The organism is Xanthomonas sp. SHU 199, from assembly GCF_000364665.1.
Lineage (GTDB): Bacteria > Pseudomonadota > Gammaproteobacteria > Xanthomonadales > Xanthomonadaceae > Xanthomonas_A > Xanthomonas_A sontii.
Map to the genome: position 1 here is coordinate 1 of NZ_AQOI01000679.1, position 25857 is coordinate 25857.

Sequence of the window (25857 nt, forward strand, 5' to 3'; positions counted from 1 at the left end):
GCATCGCCCGCGGCCTGCCGGAATGGCAGCGCGCGCTGAAGCTGCAGTCGCGTGCGGCGCGGGTCGGCTTCGACTGGCCCGGCCCCGCGCCGGTGCTGGACAAGGTGCAGGAAGAACTGGAGGAAGTGCGCGCGGAACTGGCGCATGGCGCCGCAGTCGATCCGGCACGCCTGCAGGACGAGATCGGCGACCTGCTGTTCGTCTGCGCCAACCTGGCGCGGCATGCCAAGGTCGACGTCGGTGCGGCGCTGCGCCACGCCAACCTCAAGTTCGAGCGTCGCTTCCGCACGATGGAACGGCTGGCGCAGCAGGACGGCGGCGCGCTCGACGGTCTGTCGCTGGCGCAGCAGGAGGCGTACTGGCAGCGCGCCAAGGACGAAGAACGCGCCGCGGCCGGATGAAGACCCTGCTGCTGTTCGTGCTGACCGCCGTCGCGGAAATCCTCGGCTGCTACCTGCCTTATCTGTGGCTGCGCGAACAGCGCAGCGCCTGGCTGCTTGTGCCCGCCACGGGCAGCCTGGCGGCCTTCGTCTGGCTGCTGACCCTGCATCCTGCCGCCAGCGGCCGCGTCTATGCCGCCTACGGCGGCGTCTATGTCGCGGTCGCCTTGCTGTGGCTGTGGACGGTGCAGGGCATGCGCCCCACGCGCTGGGACCTGCTCGGCGCCGGCCTGTGCCTGGCCGGCATGGCGGTGATCATGTTCGCGCCGCGGCAGGGCTGAGGCCGCTCCCACAGGCGCTTGCGGCGAATGCGGTGGGTGCACGGTGGGAGGGACTTCAGTCCCGACGCATTGGCTCATCGGAAAGCACGCCACGTTGCGCGTCGTGGCCGCATGACCGTTGCGCCTCCGCAGGGCAAGTCACGGCGTGATGGGCGGTGCCCTGTGGTCGCGATACACGTCCTCGTCGCACCGCGGCACGACGGAGTCCGCTCCCACAGGCGCTTGCGGCGAATGCGGTGGGTGCACGGTGGGAGGGACTTCAGTCCCGACGCATTGGATCATCGGAAAGCACGCCAGGTTGCGCGTCGTGGCTGCATGACAGTTGACTTCCGCAGGACACGTCAAGGCGCGATGGGCGGTGCCTTGTGGTCGCGATACACGTCATCGTCGCACCACGGCACGACGGAGGCCGCTCCCATAGGCGCTTGCGGCGAATGCGGTGGGTGCACGGTGGGAGGGACTTCAGTCCCGACCCATTGGATCATCGGAAAGCACGCCAAGTGCGCGTCGTGGCTGCATGACACCCGCGCGTCGCGTCCGTGCGCAGCGCGCGACGCCCGCGCTCCCAGCGTATGCTGGACGCCTGCGTCGCCTCGGGAGGGCCATCGCATGCGTCGCTTCTCCAGTTTTCGCGAGTTCTATCCGTTCTATCTGAGCGAGCACCGGCATCGTGTGTCGCGACGGTTGCATTTCGTCGGCAGCCTCGGCGTGCTGGCGAGCCTGCTGCTGGCGCTGTGCACCGGCCAGCCGCGTTGGCTGTGGGCCGCGCCGGTCTGCGGCTACGGCTGCGCCTGGATCGGCCATTTCGTGTTCGAGAAGAACCGTCCTGCCACCTTCAAGCACCCGCTGTATTCGCTGGCCGGCGACTGGGTCATGTTCAAGGACATGCTGCTGGGCCGCATCCGCTGGTGACCGGCACGTGCGCGTGCGCTGGCTATACTGCGGATTCGATTTCTTTCTGGTTAATGGAGCGACCTGATGCCGTCTTCCTTCTTCCTCGCCATGGTTCTGCTGGTCGCCGGCGTGATCCTGCTGTTCAAGGCCGTGCGCATGGTGCCGCAGGGCTACCAGTGGACGGTGGAGTGCTTCGGCCGCTACACCCACACGCTGTCGCCCGGCCTGCATTTCCTGATTCCGGTGATGTACGGGGTGGGCCGCAAGGTCAACATGATGGAACAGGTGCTGGATGTGCCCAGCCAGGACGTCATCACCAAGGACAACGCGGTGGTGCGCGTGGATGGCGTGGTGTTCTTCCAGGTGCTGGACGCGGCCAAGGCCGCATATGAAGTGTCCAACCTGGAGATTGCCACCATCGCGCTGGTGCAGACCAATATCCGTACCGTGATTGGCTCGATGGATCTGGACGAGTCGCTGAGTCAGCGCGAGACCATCAACGCGCAGCTGTTGAACGTGGTCGACCATGCCACCAATCCGTGGGGCATCAAGGTCACCCGCATCGAGATCCGCGACATCCAGCCGCCGCGCGACCTGGTCGATGCGATGGCCCGGCAGATGAAGGCCGAGCGCGAGAAGCGCGCGCAGATCCTCGAGGCGGAGGGCTCGCGGCAGTCGGAGATCCTGCGCGCCGACGGCGAGAAGCAGGCGGCGGTGCTGGAGGCCGAGGGCCGCAAGGAGGCCGCGTTCCGCGACGCCGAGGCGCGCGAGCGCCTGGCCGAGGCCGAAGCGCGGGCGACGGCGATGGTGTCCAAGGCGATCGCCGAAGGCGACGTGCAGGCGATCAACTACTTCGTCGCGCAGAAGTACGTGGAGGCGTTCAAGGAACTGGCCACCGCGCCGAACCAGAAGTTCGTGCTGATGCCGATGGAGTCCAGCGGCATCATCGGCTCGATCGCCGGCATCGCCGAACTGGCGCGCGAGGCGCTGAACAAGCAGGCCACCCCGCCGGCAGTGCCGCGCGTGCCGCCGCGCAACGGAGTCTGAGCCATGCGCATTGAGGTAGTGGCCTGGGGTGCCCTGACCTTGTTGCTGTTCGCGGCCGAATCGCTGGCGCCGGGCGCCTTCATGCTGTGGATGGGCTTCGCCGCCGCGGCGGTGTTCCTCGCCGTGCTGGTGTTCCCGGACATCTCCCTGCTGCTGCAGGTCGGCGCGTTCGTGGTGCTGAGCTTCGTCTCGATCCAGGTGTACCGCACCTGGTTCCGCAACCGCGGCCGGACCAGCGACCAGCCGCTGCTCAACCGCCGCGCCGAGCAACTGATCGGCCGCATGGTGACCCTGGACCAGCCGATCCACGGCGGCCGCGGTCGCGCCAAGGTCGACGATGCCTTCTGGGTGGTCGGCGGCCCCGACCTGCCGGCCGGCAGCACGGTGCGCATCGTCGGCGTGGACGGGATGACGCTGCTGGTCCAGGCGGTTTGAAAGCCGGGATTGGGGATTGGTGCCGCGAGTGCGCGGTACCTCCGTCTTCCCAATCTTCCTGCGCGTAGGAGCGGCGATCAAGCGCGCGTCCTTCGGCTCAGGACGCCCGCTCTTGCTAATCCCGAATCCCAACTCCCCGATCCCGGCCTTCGCTGAAGCCGCTCCCACGGCACTGCGCGATCGAGCGCCAGTCCTCCGGATCCAGGAAAGCCGCTCTGACGAATCCCCATTCCCGACTCCCCCAATCCCGGCCCCCAGCCAGCGATAATGGGGGACTTTTCTCACGGACCCGCGCCATGACCCAGAAGACCATCCTCAACGACAGCCACCGCGCCCTCGGCGCCAAGATGGTCGACTTCGGCGGCTGGGACATGCCGATCCACTACGGCTCGCAGATCGACGAGCACCACCAGGTGCGCCGCGACGCCGGCATGTTCGACGTCAGCCACATGACCGTGGTCGATCTGCACGGCGAGCAGGTCCGCGCGTTCCTGCGCCATCTGCTGGCCAATTCGGTGGACAAGCTGAAGGTGCCGGGCAAGGCGCTGTACACCTGCATGCTCAATCCGCAGGGCGGGGTGATCGACGATCTGATCGTCTATTACATGTCCGATGCGTTCTTCCGCCTGGTGGTCAACGCCGCCACCCGCACCAAGGATCTGGCCTGGATCGGCGAGCAGGCGCAGGCGTTCGGCGTGCAGGTACGCGAGCGCGACGACTTCGCGATGATCGCGGTGCAGGGGCCGAACGCCCGCGCCAAGGCGATCGGCCTGCTGCGCGAGCAGGATCGTGCCGCCGCGCAGAAGCTCGGCCGCTTCGCCGCGATCGAGGCGACCTCGGACGCGGGCGTGCCGCTGTTCGTCGCGCGCACCGGCTACACCGGCGAAGACGGATTCGAGATCGTGCTGCCGCAAGCGCAGGCGCCGGCGTTCTGGGAGGCGCTGATCGGTGCGGGGGTGAAGCCGGCCGGCCTGGGCGCGCGCGATACGCTGCGCCTGGAGGCGGGCATGAACCTCTACGGTCAGGACATGGACGACAGCGTCTCGCCTTACGAGGCCGCGCTGGCCTGGACGGTGACCCTCGACGAGGGCCGCGACTTCATCGGCCGCGCTGTGCTGGAAGCGCAGAAGGCCGGCGGCGCGCCGCGGCAGATGATCGGCCTGGTGATGGACGAGAAGGGCGTGCTGCGCCACGGGCAGAAGGTGCTGACCGCCAACGGCGACGGCGAGATCCTGTCCGGCACCTTCTCGCCGACGCTGGGCAAGGCGATCGCCTTCGCGCGGGTGCCGGTCGGCGAGCCGGGTGCGGTGCGCGTGGACATCCGCGGCAAGGAAGTGCCGGTGCGCGTGGTCAAGTTCCCGTTCGTGCGCGAAGGCCAGGTCCAGCCCGGCGTGCTCGGCTGAGTCCTGTCCGCCGCGCGCGACTTCGTCCCCACGCGCGCGGTTCGCTACACTAGACTCCCATCCTCGATACCGTCTTCTTCCGGAGCAGCCCATGAGCGAGATCCCTGGCGACCTCAAATTCCTCAAGTCCCACGAGTGGGCCCGCGTCGAAGGTAACGGTCGCGTGACCATCGGCATCTCCGACCACGCCCAGGGCCTGCTCGGCGACCTGGTCTACGTCGAGCTGCCGAACGTCGGCGATCACGTCGAAGCCGGCAACGGCGTGGCCGTGGTCGAGTCGGTCAAGGCCGCCTCGGACGTGTACAGCCCGCTCAGCGGCAAGGTCGTCGAGGTCAACACCGCGCTGAGCGACAAGCCGGAAACGATCAACGAGGACGCCTACGGCGAAGGCTGGATCCTGGTGCTCGAAGCGGACGATGCCGAGCAGTTGAACGAACTGCTGTCGCCGGACGAGTACGCGGAACTGCTCGAGGACGACGGCCACTGAGCCGGCCGCCCATCGCGATACCCGAACCGGCCGCCCAGTGCGGCCGGTTTCTTTTTGGGCGCGCTCGGCGCGGTCGCCAGCGTTCGAGCGTCGGCAGCGCCCTCTCTGCATGGCGATCCCGGAACGCGCGTCGCCGGCGGCGCTGCGTGCATCGCTGCGAAGACCATGTGAGGTCGCCGCCGGGCGCACCGCGAGCGCAGCGTGTCCGTCGCGTCTGGCGGTGACCGATGCCGACGATCGGCGCGTCGGGCGGCGCCGGTTTTCCGACGCGGCGCAGGTGCAGCGCGGCATGGGGGCACCACGCGGGTCGGCGATGCGCGGGCATCGGCGATGCGGTGCGCGCTGCTCGCTTCGTCGATGCATGGCGGCGCGGTGCGTGCCGGCGCCAGTCGATCACCTCTGCGAGCTGCGTCGGTCGACACGACCGTGCAACGGCATCGCCCGAGGACGCGCTGGCGACTTGGCATGGAGGTGGGCGAGGGCAGTCGTGCGCGTCGCGGTGTGTCGGCGACGTGCGTGCAGGTCGTGTCGCGGTGGCGCGATGCGGCACGACCCGGCGACGCGGCACGCATGCATCGCGCGCGTCGTGAGCGCCGCACGACGCAAAAAAGTTTGCGCACTTTTGCGCATTTGCACTTGTGCGATGCCGGAACCGCGTGCGGTCGCGAATTTTTTTTTCAGCTAGCGGACAGGCTGGCGTGCATCGCCGCGGTTCCCGTCGACGCTTCGCCGATGCCTGCCCGCAGGGCGATCGCGGCAGTGTGCCGTTGCAGAAAACACGGAAATTTCCCTGCTTTTTTTGCATGCGCCGTTTTCCTCGCAGCGTCGGCGTCGGCGATCGGCGGCGTCGGCAAGGCGGCCAGTGCGGCATGCGGCGTCGGTGGCGCGCGCGCCATCGAAAAAAAAATTGCGTAGAAGTGTTGACAGTAAAAAAAACCGTGATTAGGTTTCGCCCAGCAGACGTTGCTGCGCAAGCGAGTGAATCGGATCGACATCAAAACGCGAAGCACAACTTGGACATCCGCCAGGAACCCGAAGATGGTGGAGTTGGAGTCGTTTCCCTCCGAGAAACGCAACGTCTCCCCTGGCATCGCACCCGTATCGCTATCCGGTACGGGTGTTTCTGTATCCGATCCGGCCCGCAGCGCGCGCCGGCGGTTCCCGCAGGCGGAGCATCGCCGCGAGGTTGCTTTAACTGGGCATTTTCAATCCATAGTTCACTGACGAGGAGCCATCCCATGGCGACGAAAAAAGCTGCGAAAAAGCCGGCCGCTAAGAAGGCGGTCAAGAAGACTGCCGCCAAGAAGCCGGCAGCGAAGAAGGTTTCGGTAAAGAAGGCGGTCAAGAAGGTCGCCAAGAAGGTGGCCAAGAAGGTCGCCAAGGTGAAGAAGGCGGTCAAGAAGGCCGTTGCCAAGAAGGCAGTGAAGAAGACGGCGAAGAAGGCCGCCACCAAGAAGACCGCGAAGAAGGCCGTCGCCAAGAAGGCGGTGAAGAAGACCGCGAAGAAGGCTGCGACCAAGAAGACCGCTGCCAAGAAGACGGTGAAGAAGTCGGCTGCCAAGAAGCCGGCCGCGAAGAAGGCAACTGCGAAGAAGGCCACCGCCAAGAAGACCGTGGCGAAGAAGAAGCCGGCCGCTCGCAAGAAGAAGGCCGCTCCGGTCGCGCTGCCGGCCACGCCCGCGCCGCTGATCTGATCCATCCCGATCGCTGTTCCTAGACTCTCTCCCCGGTGCCCAGCGGGGAGGGAGTTTTTTATGTGCGGCATCCTGCCGCGCGCGCTTGCAGTCCCGGTTGTGGGAGGCACTTCAGTCCCGACCGGAGAGTACCCCCGTGGTGCCTTCGTCCGACGATCCCGCGGCGTCCGTCTTCTCGATCCACGCTGGCCATTCCCTGTGCCTTGCTTGCCAGGCTGCGATGTGGACATCGCGCCTGTGCCTGTCGCATCGAAAACGGACGCGGCAAGCCGCGTCGTCTCCGTGCCACGGTCGGCGCCTGCGGGCAGGGTAACGCATCCAGCTGATCTCCCTGGCATGCACGTGCGGCCTGGGCAGACACGCGAGTACCGGGAGGGAGGCGCGGGCAGTTATCGTCGGCGTGCATTTACGCGACAGCTACGCCGGCAACGACACGACGGTAGGCGGCAGCAAAGGCCGTCATATCGCGCGCAATGATCGCCCCTGGCGTGGATCGACCGACCGTCGGGATCGGGGCTGCCACAGCAGCCAGAGCGCCTGGCATTCGCCGACCCAGCCAAGGCGTTGCGTGCGCACTTGCAGCGCGTCAGCGCGCCTTGCCCGCCTCCACTCCGCATCACGGGCTTTCCCCGCGTATCCGTGGAATGAGGGGAGTCTCCGGCCGCCTGCTTTCGCCACACTCAGGCCGGATGCAGTCTGTCCCGTGGGAGTCGACTGTGGTGCAGCCGCGACAGGCGAAGCCGAAAGCCGGCCGACACCCTCCGTCGTCGGGACTGAAGTCCCTCCCGCAGTGCACCCGGTAGGTTCGCCGCAAGCCCCTGTGGGAGCAGATTCAGCCACGACGGGCTTTGTCTGGAATGCCCGTCGCTGCTGAAGCGACTTCCACAGTGGCTTGCGAGCTCGCCGGGTGGCTGTGGGAGGGCCTTCAGTCCCGACGCATTGGTCCATCGGAAAGCACCCACCACGTCGCGCGTCGCGGTTGCATCACAGTCGACTCCCGCAGGAGGCTTCTCGTCGGTCGTTATCGAAGGTGTCCTGCAGTCGCACCTCGCGCGCTGTCCCGCGCACGTCGGCGATGGTGCATTGAGTTGCCAGCACGCCAACGGCAGCCCGCGGCGATGCGGGGCGCAGCGACACCAGATGCCGGATCGCGAACAATGCCGAGAGGGCGCGGCGTGTGCCCTGTGCGCGATCTTGGAAGCGGCGGTGCGCCACCACCCTCACCGCGGCCGTACGCGGGCGCTCCGAGCGCCTGCTGCCGCTGGGGCGGCGCAGTCGCCGATCGTTCGTCCAGGCACGACGTCGGCGTTGCGGCCACACTTTTGTGACGCGCTCGTGCCAGTGCATCGCCGCAGCCGGGACAGGGCTGCGTCCCCGTGTCGGGAAAAAGGGCGCACGCGGCGCAGGTCAGCGCTGTAGACAGCAGAAAGGCGGTTCTCGCGCCCGTTCGCGAGGATGCTGCGCGAGCGCGCGGTCAGTGCGGCGGAGACCACGCCGTGTCGTTGCTGCGGGAACGGCACCGCGTCCCAGCCGGGAAGGGGCACACGCGGTGCAGTCAGCGCTGCAGACAGCAGAAAGGCGGCTTGCGCCGCCTTCTGCGGGGATGCTGCGGGAGGACGCGCTCAGTGCGGCGAGGCCACCGACTTGGACGAGGAGGCGCCCTTCTTGTCCTTCGGGTCCGGACGCTCGGCCATCAGGTTGTCGCTGCCGAAGTCGGTGTCCACGTCCAGCCAGCGCTGCGCCGGCAGGCCGATCGCGCGGTCGAGCACGGTCGGCAGCAGGCCCGAGGGCAGGCCGCTTTCGCCGTTCCACAGGATGGCCACGCCGAGGTCGCGTTCCGGCACCAGTGCGATCAGGCCGCGGTAGCCCTGCACCGCGCCGGCATGGAAGATCACCTGGTGGCCGGAGTAGTCGAACACGCGCCAACCCAGCGCGTAGCTGGCCGAGTTGACCCGCGCGCGGCGCCAGCCCGAGCGCATCTCGCCCGGGGTGAGGATCAGCGGCGCGTGCAGGGTCGCCAGCAATGGCTCCGGCAACACGTCCGGGCGATGCCCGGTCTGCGCGATCAACCACTGCGCTATGTCGCTGATGCTGGCGTTGACGCCGGCGGCCGGCGCCAGGCGGTAGTAGGTCGGCTTGGGCGTCAGCGAGACCCAGCCGTTGCGGCTGCGCACGTGCGGGCGCGCCCAGCGCGGGCTGGCCTGGATGCCGGCCAGGCCCATGCTGGCGTCGTTCATGCCCAGTGGCTTGAAGATGCGCCGCTCCACCGACTGCTCGTAGAAGCTGCCGGACGCGGCGAACACCACGTCGCCGATCAGGCTGAAGGCGACGTTCTGGTAGGCGTAGCACTCGCCCGGCGCGCACTTCAGCGGCGCATAGGCCAGCTTGTGGCTGAGCGTGTAGTAGTCGATGTTGGATTCGACGTCGCGGTCGTAGGCGTTGTAGGTGAGGCCGACGCGGTGGCTGAGCAGGTCGGCGACGTTCAACTGGCGCGTGGCGACCGGGTCGCTGAGCTGGAAGCCGGGCACGTAGTCGACGACCTTGCTGTCCCAGCGCAGGGTGCCGTCGTTGACCAGCAGGCCGGCCATGGTGCCGGCGAACGCCTTGGACAGCGAGGCCAGGCGGAACACGGTGTGCGCATCGACCTGCTCGGGGCGGTTGACGTCGGTGACGCCGTAGCCGCGCGCGCTGAGCACCTGGCCGTTGTGCACGATGGCCATCGCCAGACCGGGCACGCGCTCGCCATAGGTCAACTGTTCGGCCACCGACTCCAGCGCGGCGACATCGAAGTCCTTGGCCAGCGGCAGTACCTGGCTCTGGGTCAGCGAAGCGCGGTAGGGAAGCGGCTGGGTCGGCGAGGTGTAGCGCGTGGCTTCGGTGTGCAGCGGCGGCGGCAGCGGTTGTGCGGGCGCCGGCGTCTGTGCGGTGGAGGACATCGCGAAGGGCAGCAATGCCCCGAGCAACCCGGTTGCCACCGGTCGAAGGAGCCGGTGCCTGCTGTTCTGTGTCATTGCGCCTGAGGCCTGTGAGGTGCTGCCGGCCACGATTCTAGCGCCGGATTTCTCGAATGCACAAACTGGGAGAAGATGAATAGGCATCGCCTTGATCCTGCTGGGGATTTCCCGCCTCGGACGGGGCTGTGCAGGCCTGCCGGCGGAGTGGTGGCGGGGACTGCGGCGGATGCCCACGGACATGCAATCGCCGTGCCGGTGCCTAGCCCCTCTCCCCCCGGGAGAGGGGTTGGGGTGAGGGTACGTCACCCAACACCATCAAAACTGCGGTGGTGTCGGTCGGCAAATCGCCACCACCCGAGGCGCCCCCGCATCGCGCCCCAACAACGCCTCACCCCTCCCGCAGCACAGCCCGCCCACGGATCAGATCCGCAGCACGCTCGGCGATCATCATCGTCGGGCCGTTGGTGTTGCCGCTGACCAGGCGCGGCATCACCGAGGCGTCGACCACGCGCAGGCCGTCGAGACCGCGTAGGCGCAGTTGCGGGTCGACCACCGCCTGCGCATCGCTGCCCATCCGGCAGGTGCCGATCGGGTGATAGATGGTTTCGGCCTTGGCGCGGATGAAGGCGACCAGCCCGGCCTCGTCCAGGTCCTCCCGCGCCGGCAGCAGCGGCGCGCCGCGCCATGCATCGAACGCCGGCTGCTGCAGGATGTGCCGCGCCAGGCGCGCGCATTCCACCAGCATGCGCAGGTCGAAGCCGTCGGGATCGCTCAGATAGTTGGCCTGGATCCGCGCCGGCGTGCGCGGGTCGGCGTCGTTGAGCGCGATGCGGCCGCGGCTGCGCGGCTGCAGGTGGCAGGCGTGCAGGGTGAAGCCGTCGCCGGGCAGGCGGTTGCGGCCGTGGTCGTCGAGCATGGCCGGCACGAAGTGCAACTGGATGTCGGCGCGCGCGTCCGGCGCCAACGGCGAGCGGATGAAGCCGCCGGCCTCGGCGATGTTGCTGCTGCCGGCGCCGCGGTGTCCACGCAGGAAATAGTCGAAGGCGATCTTGGCCTGGTTGCGACGGTCGTAGCTGATCCCCGGGCGGGTGCGGTACAGCGTGCACACGTCCAGGTGATCCTGCAGGTTGGCGCCGACCTGCGGCTGGTCCAGTTGCACCGCGATGCCGTGGCGGCGCAGCGCATCGGCCGGGCCGATGCCCGAGAGCATCAGCAGCTGCGGCGAGTTCACCGCGCCGGCGCTGAGCAGCACTTCGCGCGCGGCGCGCGCCTGCACCTCGCGGCCGTCCTGCGCATAGGCGACGCCGACCACGCGTCCACCTTCGATCAGCAGGCGCAGCACCAGCGCGTCGGTGACCACCTGCAGATTGTCCCGCGCGCGCGCCGGCGCCAGGTAGGCCACCGCCGCCGAGCAGCGTGCACCGTCCTTCTGGGTGACCTGGTAAAGGCCCACGCCTTGCTGCTGCGGGCCGTTGAAATCGGGATTGTGCGGGAAGCCCGCTTCCTGCGCGGCGGCCACGAACACGTCCGAGAGTGGGTTGTGGTAGCGCAGGTCGGAGACGTGCAGCGGGCCGTCTCCGCCATGCAGCGCATCGCCGCCGCGGCTGTTGCATTCGCTGCGGCGGAAGTACGGCAGCACGCCGCGCCAGTCCCAGCCATCGGCGCCGTCGGCCGCCCAGTCGTCGTAGTCGGCGGGTACGCCGCGCACGTAGCACATCGCGTTGATCGAGCTGGAGCCGCCCAGCACCTTGCCGCGCGGCCACCACAGGCGGCGGTCGTTCAAGGCCGGCTCGGCCTCGGTCAGGTAGTTCCAGTTGATGCGGCGGTTGCTGGCCAGGCGCGCCAGGCCGGCGGGCATGTGGATGAAGGGATTGCGGTCGCGCGGCCCGGCCTCGATCAGCAGCACCTTGCAGTCGCGGTCCTCGCTCAGGCGGTTGGCGAGCACGCAGCCGGCCGAGCCTGCGCCGATGATGATGTAGTCGTACACCCGCGGTGTCCCCTGAGTTCCTGGCGCCGACGCTAGTCGCCGAGGATAGAGCATATGCTCGGCGCGGCCGTTCGCCGCGCGCGATGCGCGTACGGCGCGGGCGGTGGATCGCGCACGCGCTGGCGGTGTTGCGGTGCATCAGCTACCGTGCGCGTTTTCCGCCCCCCGAAAATCGCCATGTCCCGTTTTTGCGCCAGGGTCCGTCGCCGATGAGCGCCACCCCGCATGCCCCCGGTGCGCTGGCGCGGCTGCGCGGTGCCCTGCGCGATTCGCCGCCGCTGGCGTGGGCATTCCTGTACTTCTTCTCGCTGCTCAGCGGCTACTACGTGCTGCGGCCTGTGCGCGAGGCGATGGGCGCCTCCGCCGACGTGGCCGCGGTGTTCCCGCCGGCGATGATCGCGTTCTTCGCGGCGCACGGCATGCCGCTGAAGGAATTCGCGCTGCAGGTGTTGTTCACCTGCACCTTCCTGATCATGTTGTTGCTGCAGCCGATCTACGGGGCGCTGGTCAGCCGCTATCCGCGGCGGGTGTTCCTGCCGGTGGTGTACGGCTTCTTCATCGCCACGCTGCTGCTGTTCTACGTGCTGTTCGACAGCGGCGTGCCCGGGCGCGGCATGGCCTTCTTCCTGTGGATTTCGGTGTTCAACCTGTTCGCGGTGGCGGTGTTCTGGAGCTTCATGGCCGATGTCTTCAGCAACGCCGAAGCGCGCGCCTGCTACGGCTACATCGGCGCCGCCGGCACGCTCGGCGCGTTCCTGGGGCCGGTGATCGCCAGCAGCCTGGTCGAGCGCGTGGGCATCGCCAACCTGATGCTGGTGTCGGCCGGCTTCCTGGTGGTCAGCGTGGTGTGCCTGCTGCGCCTGCGGCTGTGGGCGGTCGCCCGCGAACGCGAGCGCGGCGTGGTCGGCGGCGAGGCGCCGATGGGCGGCGACGTGCTGGCCGGGCTGAAGCTGATCGCGCGCGAACCGCTGCTGCGCTGGCTGGCGCTGATGTCGGTGTTCGGCGTGGGCGTGGGCACCCTGCTGTATAACGAACAGGCGGCGATCGTGCGCCGCCTGTACACCGATGCCGCGGCCAGTACCGCCTTCTACGCGAACATCGACCTGGCGGTGAACGCGGTGACCCTGGTGCTGCAGTTGCTGGTCACCCGCGCGCTGCTGTCGCGCTTCGGCATCGGACCGGCGCTGCTGATTCCCGGCTGCGCGATCCTGCTCGGCTATTCGGTGCTGGCGGTGTCGCCGCTGCCGATGCTGGTGGCGGTGGTGCAGGTGGTGACCCGCGCCGGCGAGTTCTCCCTGGCCAAGCCGGCCCGCGAGACCCTGTACACCCGGGTCGGCCGCGAATGGCGCTACAAGGCCGGCGCGGCGATCGATACGGTGATCTACCGTGGCAGCGACCTCAGCTTTGCGTGGTTGTACAAGCTGCTGTCGGGGTTCGGCTCGCAGGTGGTGTTCGTTGCGGGCCTGCTGGCCGCCTCCGGCATGACCCTGGGCGCGTGGCGGCTGCTGCGCGAGGCGGCCAAGCTGCCGCCGGAACGCACGCCGCCAACGCGCTGAGCCGGCGCCGCGTGGCGGGGGACTGGCCGCCCATCGGGCCGCTGGCTATGCTGACGCCCTGTCTCCTGTGCCGGATAGCACGATGATCCTGTTGGCTTCGATCCTGGTCGGCGCGGTCGCGCTGCTGCACGTGTACATCCTGGTGCTGGAGATGGTCCTGTGGACGCGTCCGCTGGGCATGAAGGTGTTCCGCAATTCGCCGGAGAAGGCGCAGGCCACGCGCGTGCTGGCGGCCAACCAGGGGCTCTACAACGGCTTCCTCGCCGCCGGCCTGGCCTGGGGCCTGGTCGCGCAGCGGGTCGACGTGATGCTGTTCTTCCTCGGCTGCGTGGTCGTGGCCGGCCTGTACGGCGGCTGGAGCGTCAGCCGCCGCATCGTGTTCGTGCAGGCGCTGCCGGCCGCGCTGGCGATCGTGGCCGTGCTTCTGGCGTACTGAGCCGCACACCGCACACCGCACACCGCGCACGCGACGCTGCGATCAGGGCGAGGCCGTGGCCGGCACGCGTGGCGACACCCACATGGCGATGCGCGCGAAGCACACCACGTGCTCGTGCGTATCGCGGATCTCCACGCTGACCGGCAGGTCGTAACCACGCTCGGCGGCGACGATCGCCACGTCCGGCGTGGCCACCGCCTGCATCGGGCCGAGCGCCCTGCTGCGGTATTCCACCTGCATGCCCTTGGGGATCCAGCGCATCGACGGCGGCAGGCTGGCGTCGACCATCACTCCACCGGCCAGTTCCGCCAGGTTGCACAGCGCGATCGCGTGTACCGTGCCGATGTGGTTGCTGACCCGCCGCCGGTGCGCGATGCGCGCCTCGCAGCGGCCCGGCTCCAGGACGGTGATGCGCGGGGCGATGCTGGCGAAGTAGGGCGCCTTGAAGCACACCGCACGCGAGAACAGCCAGGATCCCCCGGGCCAGCCTTGCATGCGGCGGTAGAGCGAGAGCAGTCGGCTCATTGCAGTTCCCCCGAACGCACGACGGCGGACCGAAGTCCGCCGTCGTGGGTGTCGCATGGTCAGGACGATCAGGCCGCTTCGCGCGAATGCCCGTCGTCGGCCGCCGCCGCGGCACGCTGGTAGTAGCTCGCCGAGCGCAGTTCGTCGGTGTCGAAGTCGTCGACGCTGATCGTGTCCATGGTGATCTCGCGCAGCTCCTCCAGCTGACGGCGCTCATCGGCCGACAGCACGCCTTGGCGCACCGCCTCATCCAACTGCGAGGCGAAGTCCAGCGATTCGATGCCCTTGCTCTTGAGCGCCTTCAGGAACTTGCGCTCCACCGGCTCGGCCAGCACCGCCTTGGTCAGGTAGCTGGCGATGCGGCCGCCGGGGTTGTTCTCGCACGGGGTCAGGAATACGCCCTGGCCCAGGCGATCGCGGGCTTCGTTCGGCGTCATCAGCAGCGCGGCGACGCGGTGGCCCAGGCGGTCGCCCGGCGCCTCGGCACGGCGGCCCCACGGGAAGATCAGCGCCCACATCAGCCAACCGACCGGACGGATCGGGAAGTTGCGCAGCGCCGCCGACAGCGCCAGCTCGATCTTGTGCACGCTGTCGTGGAAGGCCCAGGCCAGCAGCGGCTGGTCGGTGGCCGGCGCGCCGTCGTCGTGGTAGCGCTTGAGCATGGCGCTGGTCATGTAGATGTGGCTCAGCACGTCGCCCAGGCGTCCGGACAGCGACTCCTTGAACTTCAGCTTGCCGCCGAGCATCAGCATCGACACGTCGGCCATCAGCGCCAGGTTCGCCGAGTAGCGGTCCAGCTTGCGGAAGTAGCGGCGGGTGTAGGCATCGCCCGGCGCGGCGCCGATGCGCGCGGCGGTCAGGCCGAACCACAGCGAACGCACCGCGTTGGAGATGGCGAAGCCGATGTGGCCGAACAGGTTGCGGTCGAACTCGTCGACGCCGGCCTTGTGATCCGGATTGCCGGCGGCCTTCATCTCCTTCATCACCCACGGATGGCACAGGATCGCGCCCTGGCCGAAGATCAGCAGGCTGCGGGTCATGATGTTGGCGCCTTCCACGGTGATCGCGATCGGCGCGGCCTGCCAGCTGCGGCCGGCGAAGTTGCGCGGGCCGAGGATGATGCCCTTGCCGCCGACCACGTCCATCACGTCGCTGATGACCTCGCGGCTCATCGTGGTGCAGTGGTACTTGGCGATCGCCGAAGGCACCGACGGCACGTCGCCGCGGTCCACCGCCGCGGCGGTCGCCTGCGACAGCGCGCTGATCGCATAGGCCTTGCCGCCGATTCGCGCCAGCGCCTCTTCCACGCCTTCGAAGCGGCCGACCGACAGGCCGAACTGCTTGCGGATGCGCGCATACGCGCCGGTGACGACCGCGCCGAACTTGGCGCCGCCGCTGGCGGTGGAGGGCAGGGTGATCGAGCGGCCGACGGCCAGGCACTCGTTGAGCATGTTCCAGCCCTTGCCGACCATTTCCACGCCGCCGATCAACTGGCTCAGCGGGATGAACACTTCGCGGCCATGGATCGGGCCGTTCTGGAACGGCGAGTTCAGCGGGAAGTGGCGGCGGCCGATCTCGACCCCCGGGGTCTCGCGCGGCAGCAACGCCAGGGTGATGCCGATGTCCTTGGTGTCGCCGATCAGGCCTTCCGGGTCGTACATGCGGAACGCCAGGCCGACCAGGGTCGCCACCGGGGCCAGGGTGATGTAGCGCTTGTCGAAGGTCAGCTTGACGCCGAGCACGTTGGCGCCGTTCCACTCGCCCTTGCAGACGATGCCGTAGTCGGGGATCGAGGTGGCATCGGAGCCGGCGAACGGACCGGTCAGGCCGAAGCAGGGCACTTCCTGGCCCACCGCCAGACGCGGCAGGTAGTAGTCCTTCTGCTCCTTGGAGCCGTAGTGCAGCAGCAGCTCACCCGGGCCCAGCGAGTTGGGCACGCCGACGGTGGAACTGACCACGCTGGAGACCGAGGCGATCTTCTGGATCACCTTGTGGTGGGCCAGCGCGGAGAAGCCCAAGCCGCCGTATTCCTTCGGAATGATCATGCCGAAGAACTTGTTCTTCTTGATGAAGCTCCAGATCTCCGGCGGCAGGTCGGCGTGGACGTGGGTGATTTCCCAGTCGTTGGTCATCCTGCACAGTTCTTCCACCGGGCCATCGAGGAAGGCCTGCTCTTCGGCGGTCAGCTGCGGCTTGGGATAGTTCAGCAGCTTCTGCCAGTCCGGGTCGCCGGTGAACAGCTCGCCTTCGAAGCCGACCGAGCCGGTTTCCAGAGCGATACGCTCGGTCTGCGACAGCGGCGGCAGCACCTTGCGGAACACCTTCAGCATCGGCGCGGTGAGCAGCGGCTTGCGCACGAACGGCAACAGCAGCGGCATCGCGACCACCGCCAGCACGACGGCCGCGACGATGGTGGCGACGTGGTTGGCGCCGAGCAGCCAGCACGCGACCAGCAGCGTGGCGCTCAACGCGGCCCAGACGGCGAGCCGCATGCGGTGATAGGCGGCGAACGCGCCGGCCAGCAACAACACGAGAAAGGGGGCAATGATGCTCATGGGCGTGCTCCGGGGAGGTACTCGGTGACGGCGGACGATGCGCCGGCGCAGGCCGGTGGCAGGGCGTCCAGGTAGTGCAACACAGTGGCGGTAAATGCGGCGTTGTCGTCGCCGGCCAGCATATGCGTGGCTTCGGGCAGATGCGCATGCTGCGCATGCGGCACCAGCGACAGGAACTCTTCGATGGTCTGCGGCGTGACCAGGTCGCTGCGGCCGCCGCTGATCAGCAGCAGCGGGCACTGCACGTGCGCGGCGGCCTGCGCGATCGCACCCTGGTGCTGGTCGCTGTCGCGCGCCAGCTCTTCGACCAGGCGCGGATCCCAGTGCCAGTACCAGCGGCCGTCGGCGTGCTGGCGCAGGACGCTGCGCAGCGCCTCCGGCGACTTGCGCGCACGCTGTGGCAGGTAGGCGGCGATCGCGTCGCCGGCCTCGTCCAGGCTGGCGAAGCCATGGGGGTGCGCGGTCATGAAGGCGAGGATGCGCTCGACCCCGGCCGGCTGCCAGCGCGGGGTGATGTCCACCAGCACCATCGCGCGGAACAGGCCCGGCCAGCGCGATTCGGCGATCAGCCCGAACAGCCCGCCCATCGAGGCGGCGACCAGCACCGGTGGCGGCGACATCTCGCCGGCGACCACGATCAGGTCGTCGGTGAACTGCTCGCCGCGATAGGGCAGGTCCGCCGGGTTGCGCGCCGAATCGCCATGGCCGCGCGCGTCATAGGCGACGCTGCGGTAGCCGTGCGCCTGCAACGCCGCCGCGGTCGCCGACCATGCATGCCGGGTCTGGCCGAAGCCATGCGCGAACAGCACCGATCCGGCCTCGCCGGGACCGGTGACGGTCGCGGCCAGCGCCAGCTCGCCGGCACCCGAGAGGGTAGCCGAGGCGGCATGCGGGACGGTGGCGGAGGCGGAAACCATACGAGATAGTATGGTTGCTCTGCGCGGCATGTCAATACGATGCAGTATGGGTGCGAAAAGCCAATGCTGCCGGGCATTTGCGCCGCCCTCGTGAAGGCCACATACTGCAACCGACGTCCCCGTATGGTTAAATCCACGGATGAATACCGCGCCCGCTCCTTCCTCCGACGACGGCGCCGCTTCCGGCGGTGGCCGCAACAACCGGCTCAGTGCCGAAGACTGGGCGCAGGCCGCCCTGGACCTGATCGCCGAACAGGGCGTCAGCGCGGTGGCGGTGGAGCCGCTGGCGCGGCGCCTGGGCGTCACCAAGGGCAGCTTCTACTGGCATTTCCCCTCGCGCGATGCGCTGCTGCAGGCCGCGCTGGAGCGCTGGGAACTGGTCGAGCAGCAGCAGGTGTTCGGCAGCCTGGAAGAGGTGCCGGATCCGCGCACGCGGCTGCGCGCGCTGTTCCAACTGGTCGCGCACGAGGTCAAGCCGCACATCATTTACAGTGAGTTGCTGAAGGCGCTCGATCATCCTGCGGTGCGGCCGGTGATCGACCGGGTCTCGCAGCGGCGCATGGAGTATCTGATCGCCTCGTTCCGCCAGGCCGGACTCAGCCGGACCGATGCGCAACATCGCGCACGCCTGGCCTATGCCGCCTACGTCGGCTTCCTGCAGCTGTCGCTGCAATTGCACCAACCCAAGCAGGCGCGCGAGGACTTCGAGGCCTACGTCGAACACGTCATCGTGACCTTGATTCCGGGCTGATGGCGCAGGTGCCGGCTGCCGACGCGCTGGAAGCCGTGCAGCGGCACGTGGCCGAGGGCGACTACCGCGCCGCAGATGCGCTGTGCGAGCGTGCCCTGGACGCAGCGCCTGCCGATCTGGCGCTGCGCCGCGCGCATGCGCTGCTGCTGATGGACAGCGGTGCGTTCGCGCGCGCGGCCCAGGCCTGGACGCTGGTGGCCGCCGCCGAACCCAGTGCGGAGGCATGGAGCCGGAGCGCGATCTGCCTGGCCCGGCTCGGCGAGCATGCGCAGGCGCTGCCGGCGTTCGAACACGCCTTGCAGCTGGCCGCCGACGCGTTCCTGGTGCGGTTGTGGTACGCCGAAAGCCTGGATGCGCTGGGGCGCCATGACGACGCGCTGCCGATGTACTTTGCCGCAGTGCGCGCGGCACAGGCCAAGGGACGCTGGCTCGATCAGGACACGACCGCGCCCGAATTGCGGGCGCGCGTGGTCGCTGCGATGCGGCGGATCGATCAGGGGCGGCACGCCGTGTTCGTCGCCGCGATCCAGCCATTGCTCGATCGCTTCGGCGAGGCCGCGTTGCGCCGGGTGATGGCGGCCTTGCGCATCTATCTCGGGCTGCAGCCACGCCCGGCGGACGATGGCCAGCATCCGACCTTCCTGTACATCCCGGAGCTGGACCCGTCGCCCTATCTGGGCGCCGCGCGGTTCCCCTGGTACGACCAACTGCAGGACGCCGCCGCCGGAATCGTCGAAGAGGCGCACCAGGTCCTGGCGTCGCGGCAGTCGGTGCAGCCGTTCCTGGATTTCAGCAATGGCGCGTCGCCGCAGGACTATCTCGTCGGCCAGCGGGGCGACGGCGCCTGGGATGCCTATTTCTTCTTCCGGCACGGGCAAGCCTACCCGGAGAACCTGCAGCGCTGCCCGCGCACGGCAGCCGCGTTGGCGCAGGTGCCGTTGACCCGGATCGAGGGACATGCGCCGGAAGTGTTGTTCTCGATCCTGGCGCCCGGCACCACGATCAAGCCGCATTACGGCGTGACCAACGCGCGCGTCGTGACCCACTTGCCCTTGATCGTGCCGCCGGACTGCGCGCTCGAGGTCGCCGGTATCGCCCATGCCTGGGAGGTCGGTCGCCTGGTCACGTTCAACGACACCTGCCTGCACCAGGCCTGGAACCACAGCGACCGGGTGCGGGTGGTGACGATCCTGGACACCTGGCACCCGGATCTGGACGAGGCCGAGACGCTGGCGCTGCGGCAACTGGTGGAGACGATCGGCGCGTTCAATCTGCGTGCCGGCGTCTGAGCCGTGCCTGGCGCGTCGCGCGTTGGAGTTCGCGGCGACGCTCAGCGCTTGAACATGAGGTAGGTCGACAGGATGTACTTGTCGTTGGACACCGGCGGCTCGCCGACGTGTTGGTACATCCAGTAAGGAGGAAACATCAGCAACCTGCCGGCGCGGGGTGCGGTTTCCACTTCGAGGTCGCAGAAACGGGTGGTCCCCCCTTCGCTGACGTCGTTGAGATACCAGAGGAACACCATGTAGCGTTCCGAGACCGCGTCGACCGAGTCGAAATGCGGCTGGAAGCGATCGGTGCCACCCACCTGATACTTCTTCAGGATCAGTCGGTCGATGGTCGGCCGGTACGGAATGGGCAGGGTCAGGCCCAGTGCCTGGTTGTAGCGGGCCAGGTAGTGTTCGATCCGGTCCAGGAAGAAGCCCAGGAAGGCCGGGTCGGCCAGCTTGCCGACGTCCAGTTCGGTCCAGTTGCTCTCGCCCAGCGCCGCATGCGTATTGCTGCCGTTGCGCAGGTGATGCGCGCGGGAAGATTCGAACCCGTCGATCAACTGTTGGCAGAACGCGGCGGGCAGGGCGTCGTCGTAGGTGCGGATGTAGTCGCTCAGCACTTTCATGGGGTCGGCGCTTCCAGGTCGTAGCCCCAGTGCGCGGCCACCGGCTGCAGGATCGGCAGCGCGTCGGCCAGCCAGGGCGCGTAGGGATGCCAGCGTCCCACGGCGCGCTGGTTCACCGGTTCCACCACTTGCGCGTAGCTGGGGGTGCTGATGTAGCCCTTGCGTGCGGCATGCTGCGCGAAATCGGCCAGGAATCCGGCCTGGTCGATGCCCAGGAAGTCGCCGATGCGTTGCACTTGCGCAGGGAAATCGGCCACCGTTTCCTCGTACTTGAGGATCAGCAACTGCGGCTGCAGCAGCGCCTGATGGTGGATCCAGAAGCGCATCGCGTTGACATAGCTCTTGGCCAGGCGCTCCAGGCTGGAACACAACACCATGAACGCCGGCGAGCGAAAGTTCTGCATGTAGCAGCTCAGCAGCACATCGCAGGGATGGCGCAGGGCCAGGATGATCTTCGCGGTGGGGAACATGCGCATGATCACCGGCAGGCGCAGCATGTTCAGCGGGTTCTTGTCGACCAGTTGCTGGCCGGCGGCCAGGGTCGTGACCTTTGCGACTTCTGCCCAGTACACCTGGCGCATCGCCGCGACCTGGGTCTGGTCCAGCGCGTCCAGGTCGTACGGATAGCGCTTGCCCTGCGCTTCCATCCATTCGATGCAGCGCTGCAGGATCGCGCGCTCGTCCATCGACGCATAGCGCGGATGCGCATCGAGCATCTGCTCCAGCATGGTCGTGCCCGAGCGGGGAAAGCCGACGATGAACACCGGCGACGCGTCGCTGTCCGGCGCCGTGGCGTGCGGGTCCACCGCGAACGGAGTCTTCAGCCACAGGCTGGAGATCTGCAGCGGCTCTTCGCCGGAGTGGGCGATGTCCGGCATGGTCTCTGCGGCGAGCTTGAACTGCAGGGCGTGCGCCTTCTCCAGCATGGCCATCGCCGCGGCAGGCTCGCCTTGCTTGTCGTCGATGCCGGCCAGCGCAAAATAGGCGTTGGCCTCGATCTGCACCTGCGGCCGCAGGGCCAATAGTTCGGTGTTGGCGCCGCGTGCAGCGGTGTAGTCCTTGCGGCGCAGTGCCAGCGCCGACTGCAATTGCAGCAGGTCGATGCGGGTCTGCCTGTCGTCCTGCACGGCGATGGCGCGCGCCTGCTGCCACAGCGCCTCCGCCTGGGCGATGCGGTTGGTGCGTTCGTGCAGTTGCGCCAGGCGGATCAGGTTGGAGAGCGACGGCGCCTGGCCGTGCTGGGTCTGCGACAGCAATGTCTCGGCTTCGTCGGTTCTGCCGACCTGGATCAATGCACCGGCCAGGTCCTCGCGCAGGTCGTCGGGCAGGTGCGGCCACACGGCGGGTGGTGGGAGCAGGGCGGCGGCGCGTTGCGCATCGCCGCACTCGAAGCAGGCGATGGCGGCATGGATGCGCGCTTCCGGTTGCGCCGGATCCAGGTCGACCGCGTCGAGCAGTCGGTGTCGCGCGCGCGCGATGTCGCCCATGTCCAGCAACAGCAGGCCATGGTCGACGAGATAGTGATAGGTCTGCGGCGCCAGGGCGAGGGCCTGGTGGTAGGCCTGTTCGGCGTCGGCATGCTCGCCCAGGGTGCGCAGCGTCATGCCCAGATTGGCCCAGTGCGCCGACTCCTGCGGCTGCAGGTGGGTCAGGGTGCGGTAGTGCGCGGCCGCTCCGGCCACGTCGCCGCCTTGTTGCAGCGCCATCGCCAGCAGCGTGTGCCAGCCGGGATCGTGTGGCGTGGCGATCAGTGCCTGCCGGCACAGCTCGGCGGCCGTTTCCGCGTTGCCTTGTTCGATGAGATGGATCGCGTGTTGCAGCTGTGGTGCGTTCATTCCGGTCTGCCAAAAAAGAGGGCCGCGCGAATGCTTCGCGCGGCCCTCGTCGTTACGTCAAGCGCGGACTGAGCGAACTCAGAAGCTCATGCTGTAGCGAGCCCACAGGTAGCGGCCAACGGTGTCGAAGCTGTTCACGTCCGTGTTGGCGTTCAGCACGTTGTTCTGATACAGCATGGGCGGCTGCTTGTCGAACACGTTGTCCAGGCCCACTTCCACCTTCGAATTGAACCACGGCAGCGCGTAGTTCACGCTGACGCTGTGCAGGAAGTAGGAGCCGTAGGGGACCACCACGTACGGCAGGCCGGCGTCGGCGCTGCGGTTCTGCGCCGGATCGGCGCTGCCGACGTCGAACGGACCGACGTAGCGGATGCGCCAGCTGGCGCCGAGGTCGCCCTTCTGCCAGTTCACGAACAGGCGGCCGCGGACACGCGAGTACAGGCCGTAGCTCTTGTTGTACGTGCCGGCCACGTGGGTCACCACGCCCGCCGGATCGGCCGGGTTGGTCTTGTTGTCGTACCGCGCGATGTAGGTGCCGTCCAGGCCGAAGGTGTAGCTACCCCAGGCGGTGTCGGGCAGGCGGTAGCGCAGCGCCAGGTCCCAGCCCTTGGTGTCCAGGCGGCCCAGGTTGACGATCGGCTCGCGGATGAAGTTCACCTGGCCATCGGAGTAACGGTTGATGAAGCCGCAGAACGGGCTGTTGTTGTCGCTGTAGCAGATGTCGGCCACGGTCTGCGCATCGGCACGGTTGATCGTGTCGTTCAGGTACAGGCGCCAGTAGTCCAGGCTGGCCGAGAAGCCCGGCAGCCATTCCGGGTCATAGACCACACCCCAGTCGAACGACTTGCCCTGTTCCGGCTTCAGGGTGAAGCCGGCGGCGACCGAGCCCGACCACACGCCGGTGGTCTGCGACATGCCGCTCGGGGTGATGCCGGTGGCGCCCGGAATGGCGGTCGCACCCGCGCCCGCGCCGCACGCCGCTTCGTGGTTGCGTGCGGTGCCGGTGCGGCCGTAGCCGATGCAGGGGTCGGCGAAGTTCGGCGCATCGCCGCTGGCGCCGGCGTACAGGTTCTCGATCGTCGGGGCGCGGAACACCTCGGCGACAGTGCCGCGCAGCAGTAGGTTCTGGATCGGACGCCACTCCAGCTGCACCTTGCTGTTGGTGGTGTTGCCGAAGGTGTTGTAGTCCGAATAGCGCGAACCCAGGGTCAGCGCCAGCAGGTGCGCGAACGGGACCTCGGACAGCAGCGGGACGTACAGTTCGGCGTACAGCTCCTTGACGTTGTACTTGCCGCTCAGCGGGGTGCCGCAGGCTTCCTGCGAGATGAAGCAGTTGCCGTTGGCGTTGGCGATGGCGATGTAGTCGACCGCGTTCTTCTGGTACTCCTCGCGCCAGGACACGCCCACCGCCAGCTGCGAGGCGCCGGCCGGCAGCGTGAACAGCTCGCCGTTGGCGTTGGCTTCGAAGCTGCGCATCTGGTAGGTGTTGGAGTAGGTCGGGCGCGCTTCGTACTTGCCGAGCGTCGCGATCGTCTGCGGGTCGTTGATGTTGAAGATGTTCAACGGGGTGCAGCCGGCGATCACCGCCCCTGCGCTGCCGCACTTGACCACGCCATCGGTGTCGCGGAACGACGGGCCCAGCGCGTCGCGCAGGCCGGCGTAGTACACGTAGCCGTAGCTGGTGTTCTCGCGGGTGTAGTGGCCGTAGTTCATGGCCGCGTCCCACTTCCAGGTGCTGTCGCCGACGAAGCCTTCCAGGCCGGCCACGACCTGATCGGTCACGGTGCTGTAGTAGGAACGGCGCTGGCCCAGCGAGGTGAAGCGGGTCAGCAGCTGGTTGTACTGGTTGCCGCCATTGTCCGCACCGAAGTTGGTGCCGAACGGGTTGTAGAAGTTGTTGGCGGAGATCACCACCTTGTCGCCACGGGCGTCGAACGGCAGCGGCGCGATCGCGAAGTTGGAGCTGGTCTTGTTGTGGTAGACCTGGGCGAAGGCGTTGATGCTGTCGGTGATCTGATAGTTCGCCAGGAAGAACGCGTTGGTGCGCTCCTGCGGCGTCATGATCAGGTTGGTGGCCTGGTAGTTGAAGGAGTCGGTCGCGCCGGAGTAGCAGCGGTAATCCCCCTGCGAGGCGCCGGTCGCGCCGGGCTTCAGGGTGACGGTCGAGCAGCCGCCGTACTGGGGACGCAGGGCGGTCGGCACGGTGATGCGGCCGCGCGGATTGCGGCTGGAGCCGAGCACGGTGACCGCGCCGCTGTACAGGTAGGTCGCGTCCTTGGAGTACTTGCGGTTGGCCGAGGAGATGCCATCGAACTTGTTGTAGTTCAGGCCGACCATGATGTTGCCGCGATCGCCGACCTGACCGAAGGTCAGCGAGCCGCCGCTGCGCGCGCCGTCGCTCAGGTGCGTCGCCTGACCGTAGTCGACGCTGACCGCCAGGCCTTCGAAGTCCTTGCGCAGGATGAAGTTGACCACGCCGGCCACGGCGTCGGAGCCGTACACCGCCGAGGCGCCGCTGGTCAGCACTTCGATGCGCTCCACGGCGCTGGCCGGGATCGAGTTGACGTCGTTGTTGACGACGCGACGGCCGTTGACCAGCAGCAGGGTGCGCTCGTCGCCGAGGCCGCGCAGGTCGACCGAGGACTTGCCGTCGCCGCCGCCGTTGTTGACCGCCGGGCTGGCCGGCGCACCGGACATCGCCGGCAGTTCCTGCACCAGATCGCCGAGGGTCAGCTTGCCGGTCTGCTCGATCGCGGCGCGGTCGATCACGACCACCGGGCTGGCGGTTTCGGTTTCAACGCGGGCAACGCGCGAGCCGGTGACCTGGATGGTGTCCAGGGTCTTGGACGCATCGTTGGAGGAGCTGTCCTGGGCCGCGGCCGCGCCGGTGCTCAGCAGCGCGGTGGTGCCGGCAGCGAGTGCGAACGCGATCGCGTCGCGCAAGCGATGGGTCTTGCAATTCATTGGCTCTCTCTCCGAAAGGTGTATGTCAGCTGAGTTCTCCTGCGGAGGCGCCGAAATGCGATGCCAAAAACCGCGGGGTGAGCCGATGTTAACTTTGTCTTCAGAGAAATTAAAGAGTCGTTAATGAGGGCGCAATTTGCGTGATGTATATCACGCTCGATCAGGCAATAAAAAAGCCTCCGTGCGGAGGCTTTTTCTTTTCCTGACAACAGGTTGCAAGTGTTCGGCTACAGATCCTGCTCGTAGCGCACGTAGGGGATGGTCCCCTCTTCGGTGCTGATGTTGTTCGGCGAGAACGGGTTCTTGCCGCGGGTGATGACGTTCTCGGCGCCCACGGTCAGCTGGCCGCTCCACGGGGTGCGCCAGGTCAGGCCCACGCCCAGGCCGGTCCACTTGCCGGGTTGGCCGGGGGCGTCGACGACACGGCCGATCACGTTGGCGCTGAACGAGCCGTAGCCGCCGCCGATGCTCAGGCTCTTGCTGTCCCAGCGGTCGAGCATGGCCGGGGTGGCGTCGGCGATCGGCACCAGGCGCGCCTTGGCGTAGGTGCCGCCGATCGAGACGAAGCCCTCGCGGCCGATGTTCTGCTGCGCGAAGACGGTCAGGTCGTTCTGCTCCATCCGCATCGACGGCGTCTTGTTGGCGCCGGCCAGCCAGGCGGGGAGGTTCTCGCGGCCGGTGCCCGCCGACAGCGACAGGCGCCCGCCGGGGCGGTTGAAGGTGGTGGTGGCGGCGACATGGTGGCCGGTGGTGCCGTCGTCGTCGCCCAGGCTGGCCAGCATGCAGTGGCTGGCCAAGC

Annotated in this window: 22 protein-coding genes; 12 read left to right on the forward strand and 10 right to left on the reverse strand. The window is 68.0% G+C overall.

Features of this window, described 5'->3' with window-relative positions:
- From D183_RS0119370 to gcvH, 7 genes are all read left to right on the forward strand, one after another.
- The coding region (locus D183_RS0119370) for a MazG nucleotide pyrophosphohydrolase domain-containing protein (protein WP_017910459.1) at positions 1-401 on the forward strand (401 nt) is incomplete at its 5' end.
- Positions 398-721, forward strand: a complete 324-nt coding sequence (locus D183_RS0119375) for a YnfA family protein (protein ID WP_017910460.1) — start codon at positions 398-400, stop codon at positions 719-721. The genes D183_RS0119370 and D183_RS0119375, both read left to right, overlap by 4 nt.
- Before the next feature lie 609 nt (positions 722-1330).
- Positions 1331-1633, forward strand: coding sequence for a DUF962 domain-containing protein (locus D183_RS0119380; RefSeq protein WP_017910461.1), 303 nt, complete (start codon positions 1331-1333; stop codon positions 1631-1633).
- Positions 1634-1696: 63 nt separating this feature from the next.
- Positions 1697-2662, forward strand: coding sequence for an SPFH domain-containing protein (locus D183_RS0119385; RefSeq protein ID WP_026144668.1), 966 nt, complete (start codon positions 1697-1699; stop codon positions 2660-2662).
- Between the two features lie 3 nt (positions 2663-2665).
- Positions 2666-3097, forward strand: a complete 432-nt coding sequence (locus tag D183_RS0119390; protein ID WP_026144669.1) for an NfeD family protein — start codon at positions 2666-2668, stop codon at positions 3095-3097.
- A 296-nt stretch (positions 3098-3393) separates the two neighbouring features.
- The gene (gcvT, locus tag D183_RS0119395) at positions 3394-4500 is read left to right on the forward strand and encodes a glycine cleavage system aminomethyltransferase GcvT (protein ID WP_017910464.1); all 1107 of its coding nucleotides are present in this window, start codon (positions 3394-3396) and stop codon (positions 4498-4500) included.
- Positions 4501-4591: 91 nt separating this feature from the next.
- Positions 4592-4987 (forward strand): glycine cleavage system protein GcvH, encoded by a 396-nt coding sequence (gene gcvH, locus D183_RS0119400; protein WP_017910465.1) that lies wholly within the window; start codon positions 4592-4594, stop codon positions 4985-4987.
- A 677-nt stretch (positions 4988-5664) separates the two neighbouring features.
- Here the strand turns inward: gcvH and D183_RS27590 are convergent.
- A complete protein-coding gene (locus D183_RS27590; protein WP_157835228.1) occupies positions 5665-5961 on the reverse strand; it encodes a hypothetical protein in 297 nt (98 codons plus the stop codon).
- Positions 5962-6225: 264 nt separating this feature from the next.
- On the opposite strand from D183_RS27590, the gene D183_RS0119405 reads away from it, so the two are divergent.
- Positions 6226-6681, forward strand: coding sequence for a hypothetical protein (locus D183_RS0119405; protein WP_010344200.1), 456 nt, complete (start codon positions 6226-6228; stop codon positions 6679-6681).
- Positions 6682-8303: 1622 nt separating this feature from the next.
- Here D183_RS0119405 and D183_RS0119410 read toward each other — a convergent pair.
- A complete protein-coding gene (locus D183_RS0119410; protein ID WP_026144670.1) occupies positions 8304-9692 on the reverse strand; it encodes a serine hydrolase domain-containing protein in 1389 nt (462 codons plus the stop codon).
- Between the two features lie 331 nt (positions 9693-10023).
- Complete coding sequence (locus D183_RS0119415) at positions 10024-11622, reverse strand: GMC family oxidoreductase (protein ID WP_017910467.1); 1599 nt, start codon at positions 11620-11622, stop codon at positions 10024-10026.
- Positions 11623-11831: 209 nt separating this feature from the next.
- On the opposite strand from D183_RS0119415, the gene D183_RS0119420 reads away from it, so the two are divergent.
- Both D183_RS0119420 and D183_RS0119425 read left to right on the forward strand, forming a co-directional pair.
- Positions 11832-13178 (forward strand): NTP/NDP exchange transporter, encoded by a 1347-nt coding sequence (locus tag D183_RS0119420; RefSeq protein WP_017910468.1) that lies wholly within the window; start codon positions 11832-11834, stop codon positions 13176-13178.
- 82 nt (positions 13179-13260) lie between these two features.
- The gene (locus D183_RS0119425) at positions 13261-13614 is read left to right on the forward strand and encodes a DUF1304 domain-containing protein (protein ID WP_017910469.1); all 354 of its coding nucleotides are present in this window, start codon (positions 13261-13263) and stop codon (positions 13612-13614) included.
- Between the two features lie 42 nt (positions 13615-13656).
- On the opposite strand, the gene D183_RS0119430 is transcribed toward D183_RS0119425, so the two are convergent.
- The 3 genes from D183_RS0119430 to D183_RS0119440 form a co-directional block, all read right to left on the reverse strand.
- Positions 13657-14139, reverse strand: a complete 483-nt coding sequence (locus D183_RS0119430; RefSeq protein WP_017910470.1) for a hotdog fold domain-containing protein — start codon at positions 14137-14139, stop codon at positions 13657-13659.
- A 68-nt stretch (positions 14140-14207) separates the two neighbouring features.
- Positions 14208-16694 carry an acyl-CoA dehydrogenase gene (locus D183_RS0119435; RefSeq protein ID WP_017910471.1) on the reverse strand — a complete coding sequence of 829 codons (2487 nt, stop codon included), beginning with the start codon at positions 16692-16694 and terminating at the stop codon, positions 14208-14210.
- Positions 16691-17611 carry an alpha/beta fold hydrolase gene (locus tag D183_RS0119440; RefSeq protein ID WP_017910472.1) on the reverse strand — a complete coding sequence of 307 codons (921 nt, stop codon included), beginning with the start codon at positions 17609-17611 and terminating at the stop codon, positions 16691-16693. The genes D183_RS0119435 and D183_RS0119440 overlap by 4 nt, the downstream gene beginning before the upstream one ends.
- A gap of 139 nt (positions 17612-17750) precedes the next feature.
- On the opposite strand from D183_RS0119440, the gene D183_RS0119445 reads away from it, so the two are divergent.
- On the forward strand, positions 17751-18362 hold the full coding sequence (locus tag D183_RS0119445) for a TetR/AcrR family transcriptional regulator (RefSeq protein WP_017910473.1): 612 nt from the start codon (positions 17751-17753) through the stop codon (positions 18360-18362).
- Positions 18362-19651: an aspartyl/asparaginyl beta-hydroxylase domain-containing protein gene (locus tag D183_RS0119450; RefSeq protein WP_017910474.1), complete on the forward strand. Its 1290-nt coding sequence runs from the start codon at positions 18362-18364 to the stop codon at positions 19649-19651. Before D183_RS0119445 ends, D183_RS0119450 begins: the two co-directional genes overlap by 1 nt.
- 41 nt (positions 19652-19692) lie before the next feature.
- On the opposite strand, the gene D183_RS0119455 is transcribed toward D183_RS0119450, so the two are convergent.
- The 4 genes from D183_RS0119455 to D183_RS0119470 form a co-directional block, all read right to left on the reverse strand.
- Positions 19693-20259, reverse strand: a complete 567-nt coding sequence (locus D183_RS0119455; RefSeq protein ID WP_017910475.1) for a 2OG-Fe(II) oxygenase — start codon at positions 20257-20259, stop codon at positions 19693-19695.
- Positions 20256-22094: a tetratricopeptide repeat-containing sulfotransferase family protein gene (locus D183_RS0119460; RefSeq protein ID WP_017910476.1), complete on the reverse strand. Its 1839-nt coding sequence runs from the start codon at positions 22092-22094 to the stop codon at positions 20256-20258. The genes D183_RS0119455 and D183_RS0119460 overlap by 4 nt, the downstream gene beginning before the upstream one ends.
- Positions 22095-22172: 78 nt before the next feature.
- Positions 22173-25058 carry a TonB-dependent receptor domain-containing protein gene (locus D183_RS0119465; RefSeq protein ID WP_017910477.1) on the reverse strand — a complete coding sequence of 962 codons (2886 nt, stop codon included), beginning with the start codon at positions 25056-25058 and terminating at the stop codon, positions 22173-22175.
- Positions 25059-25285: 227 nt separating this feature from the next.
- Positions 25286-25857 (reverse strand): XOO1806 family protein (locus D183_RS0119470; RefSeq protein ID WP_026144671.1); only part of this gene is annotated, 572 nt, incomplete at its 5' end.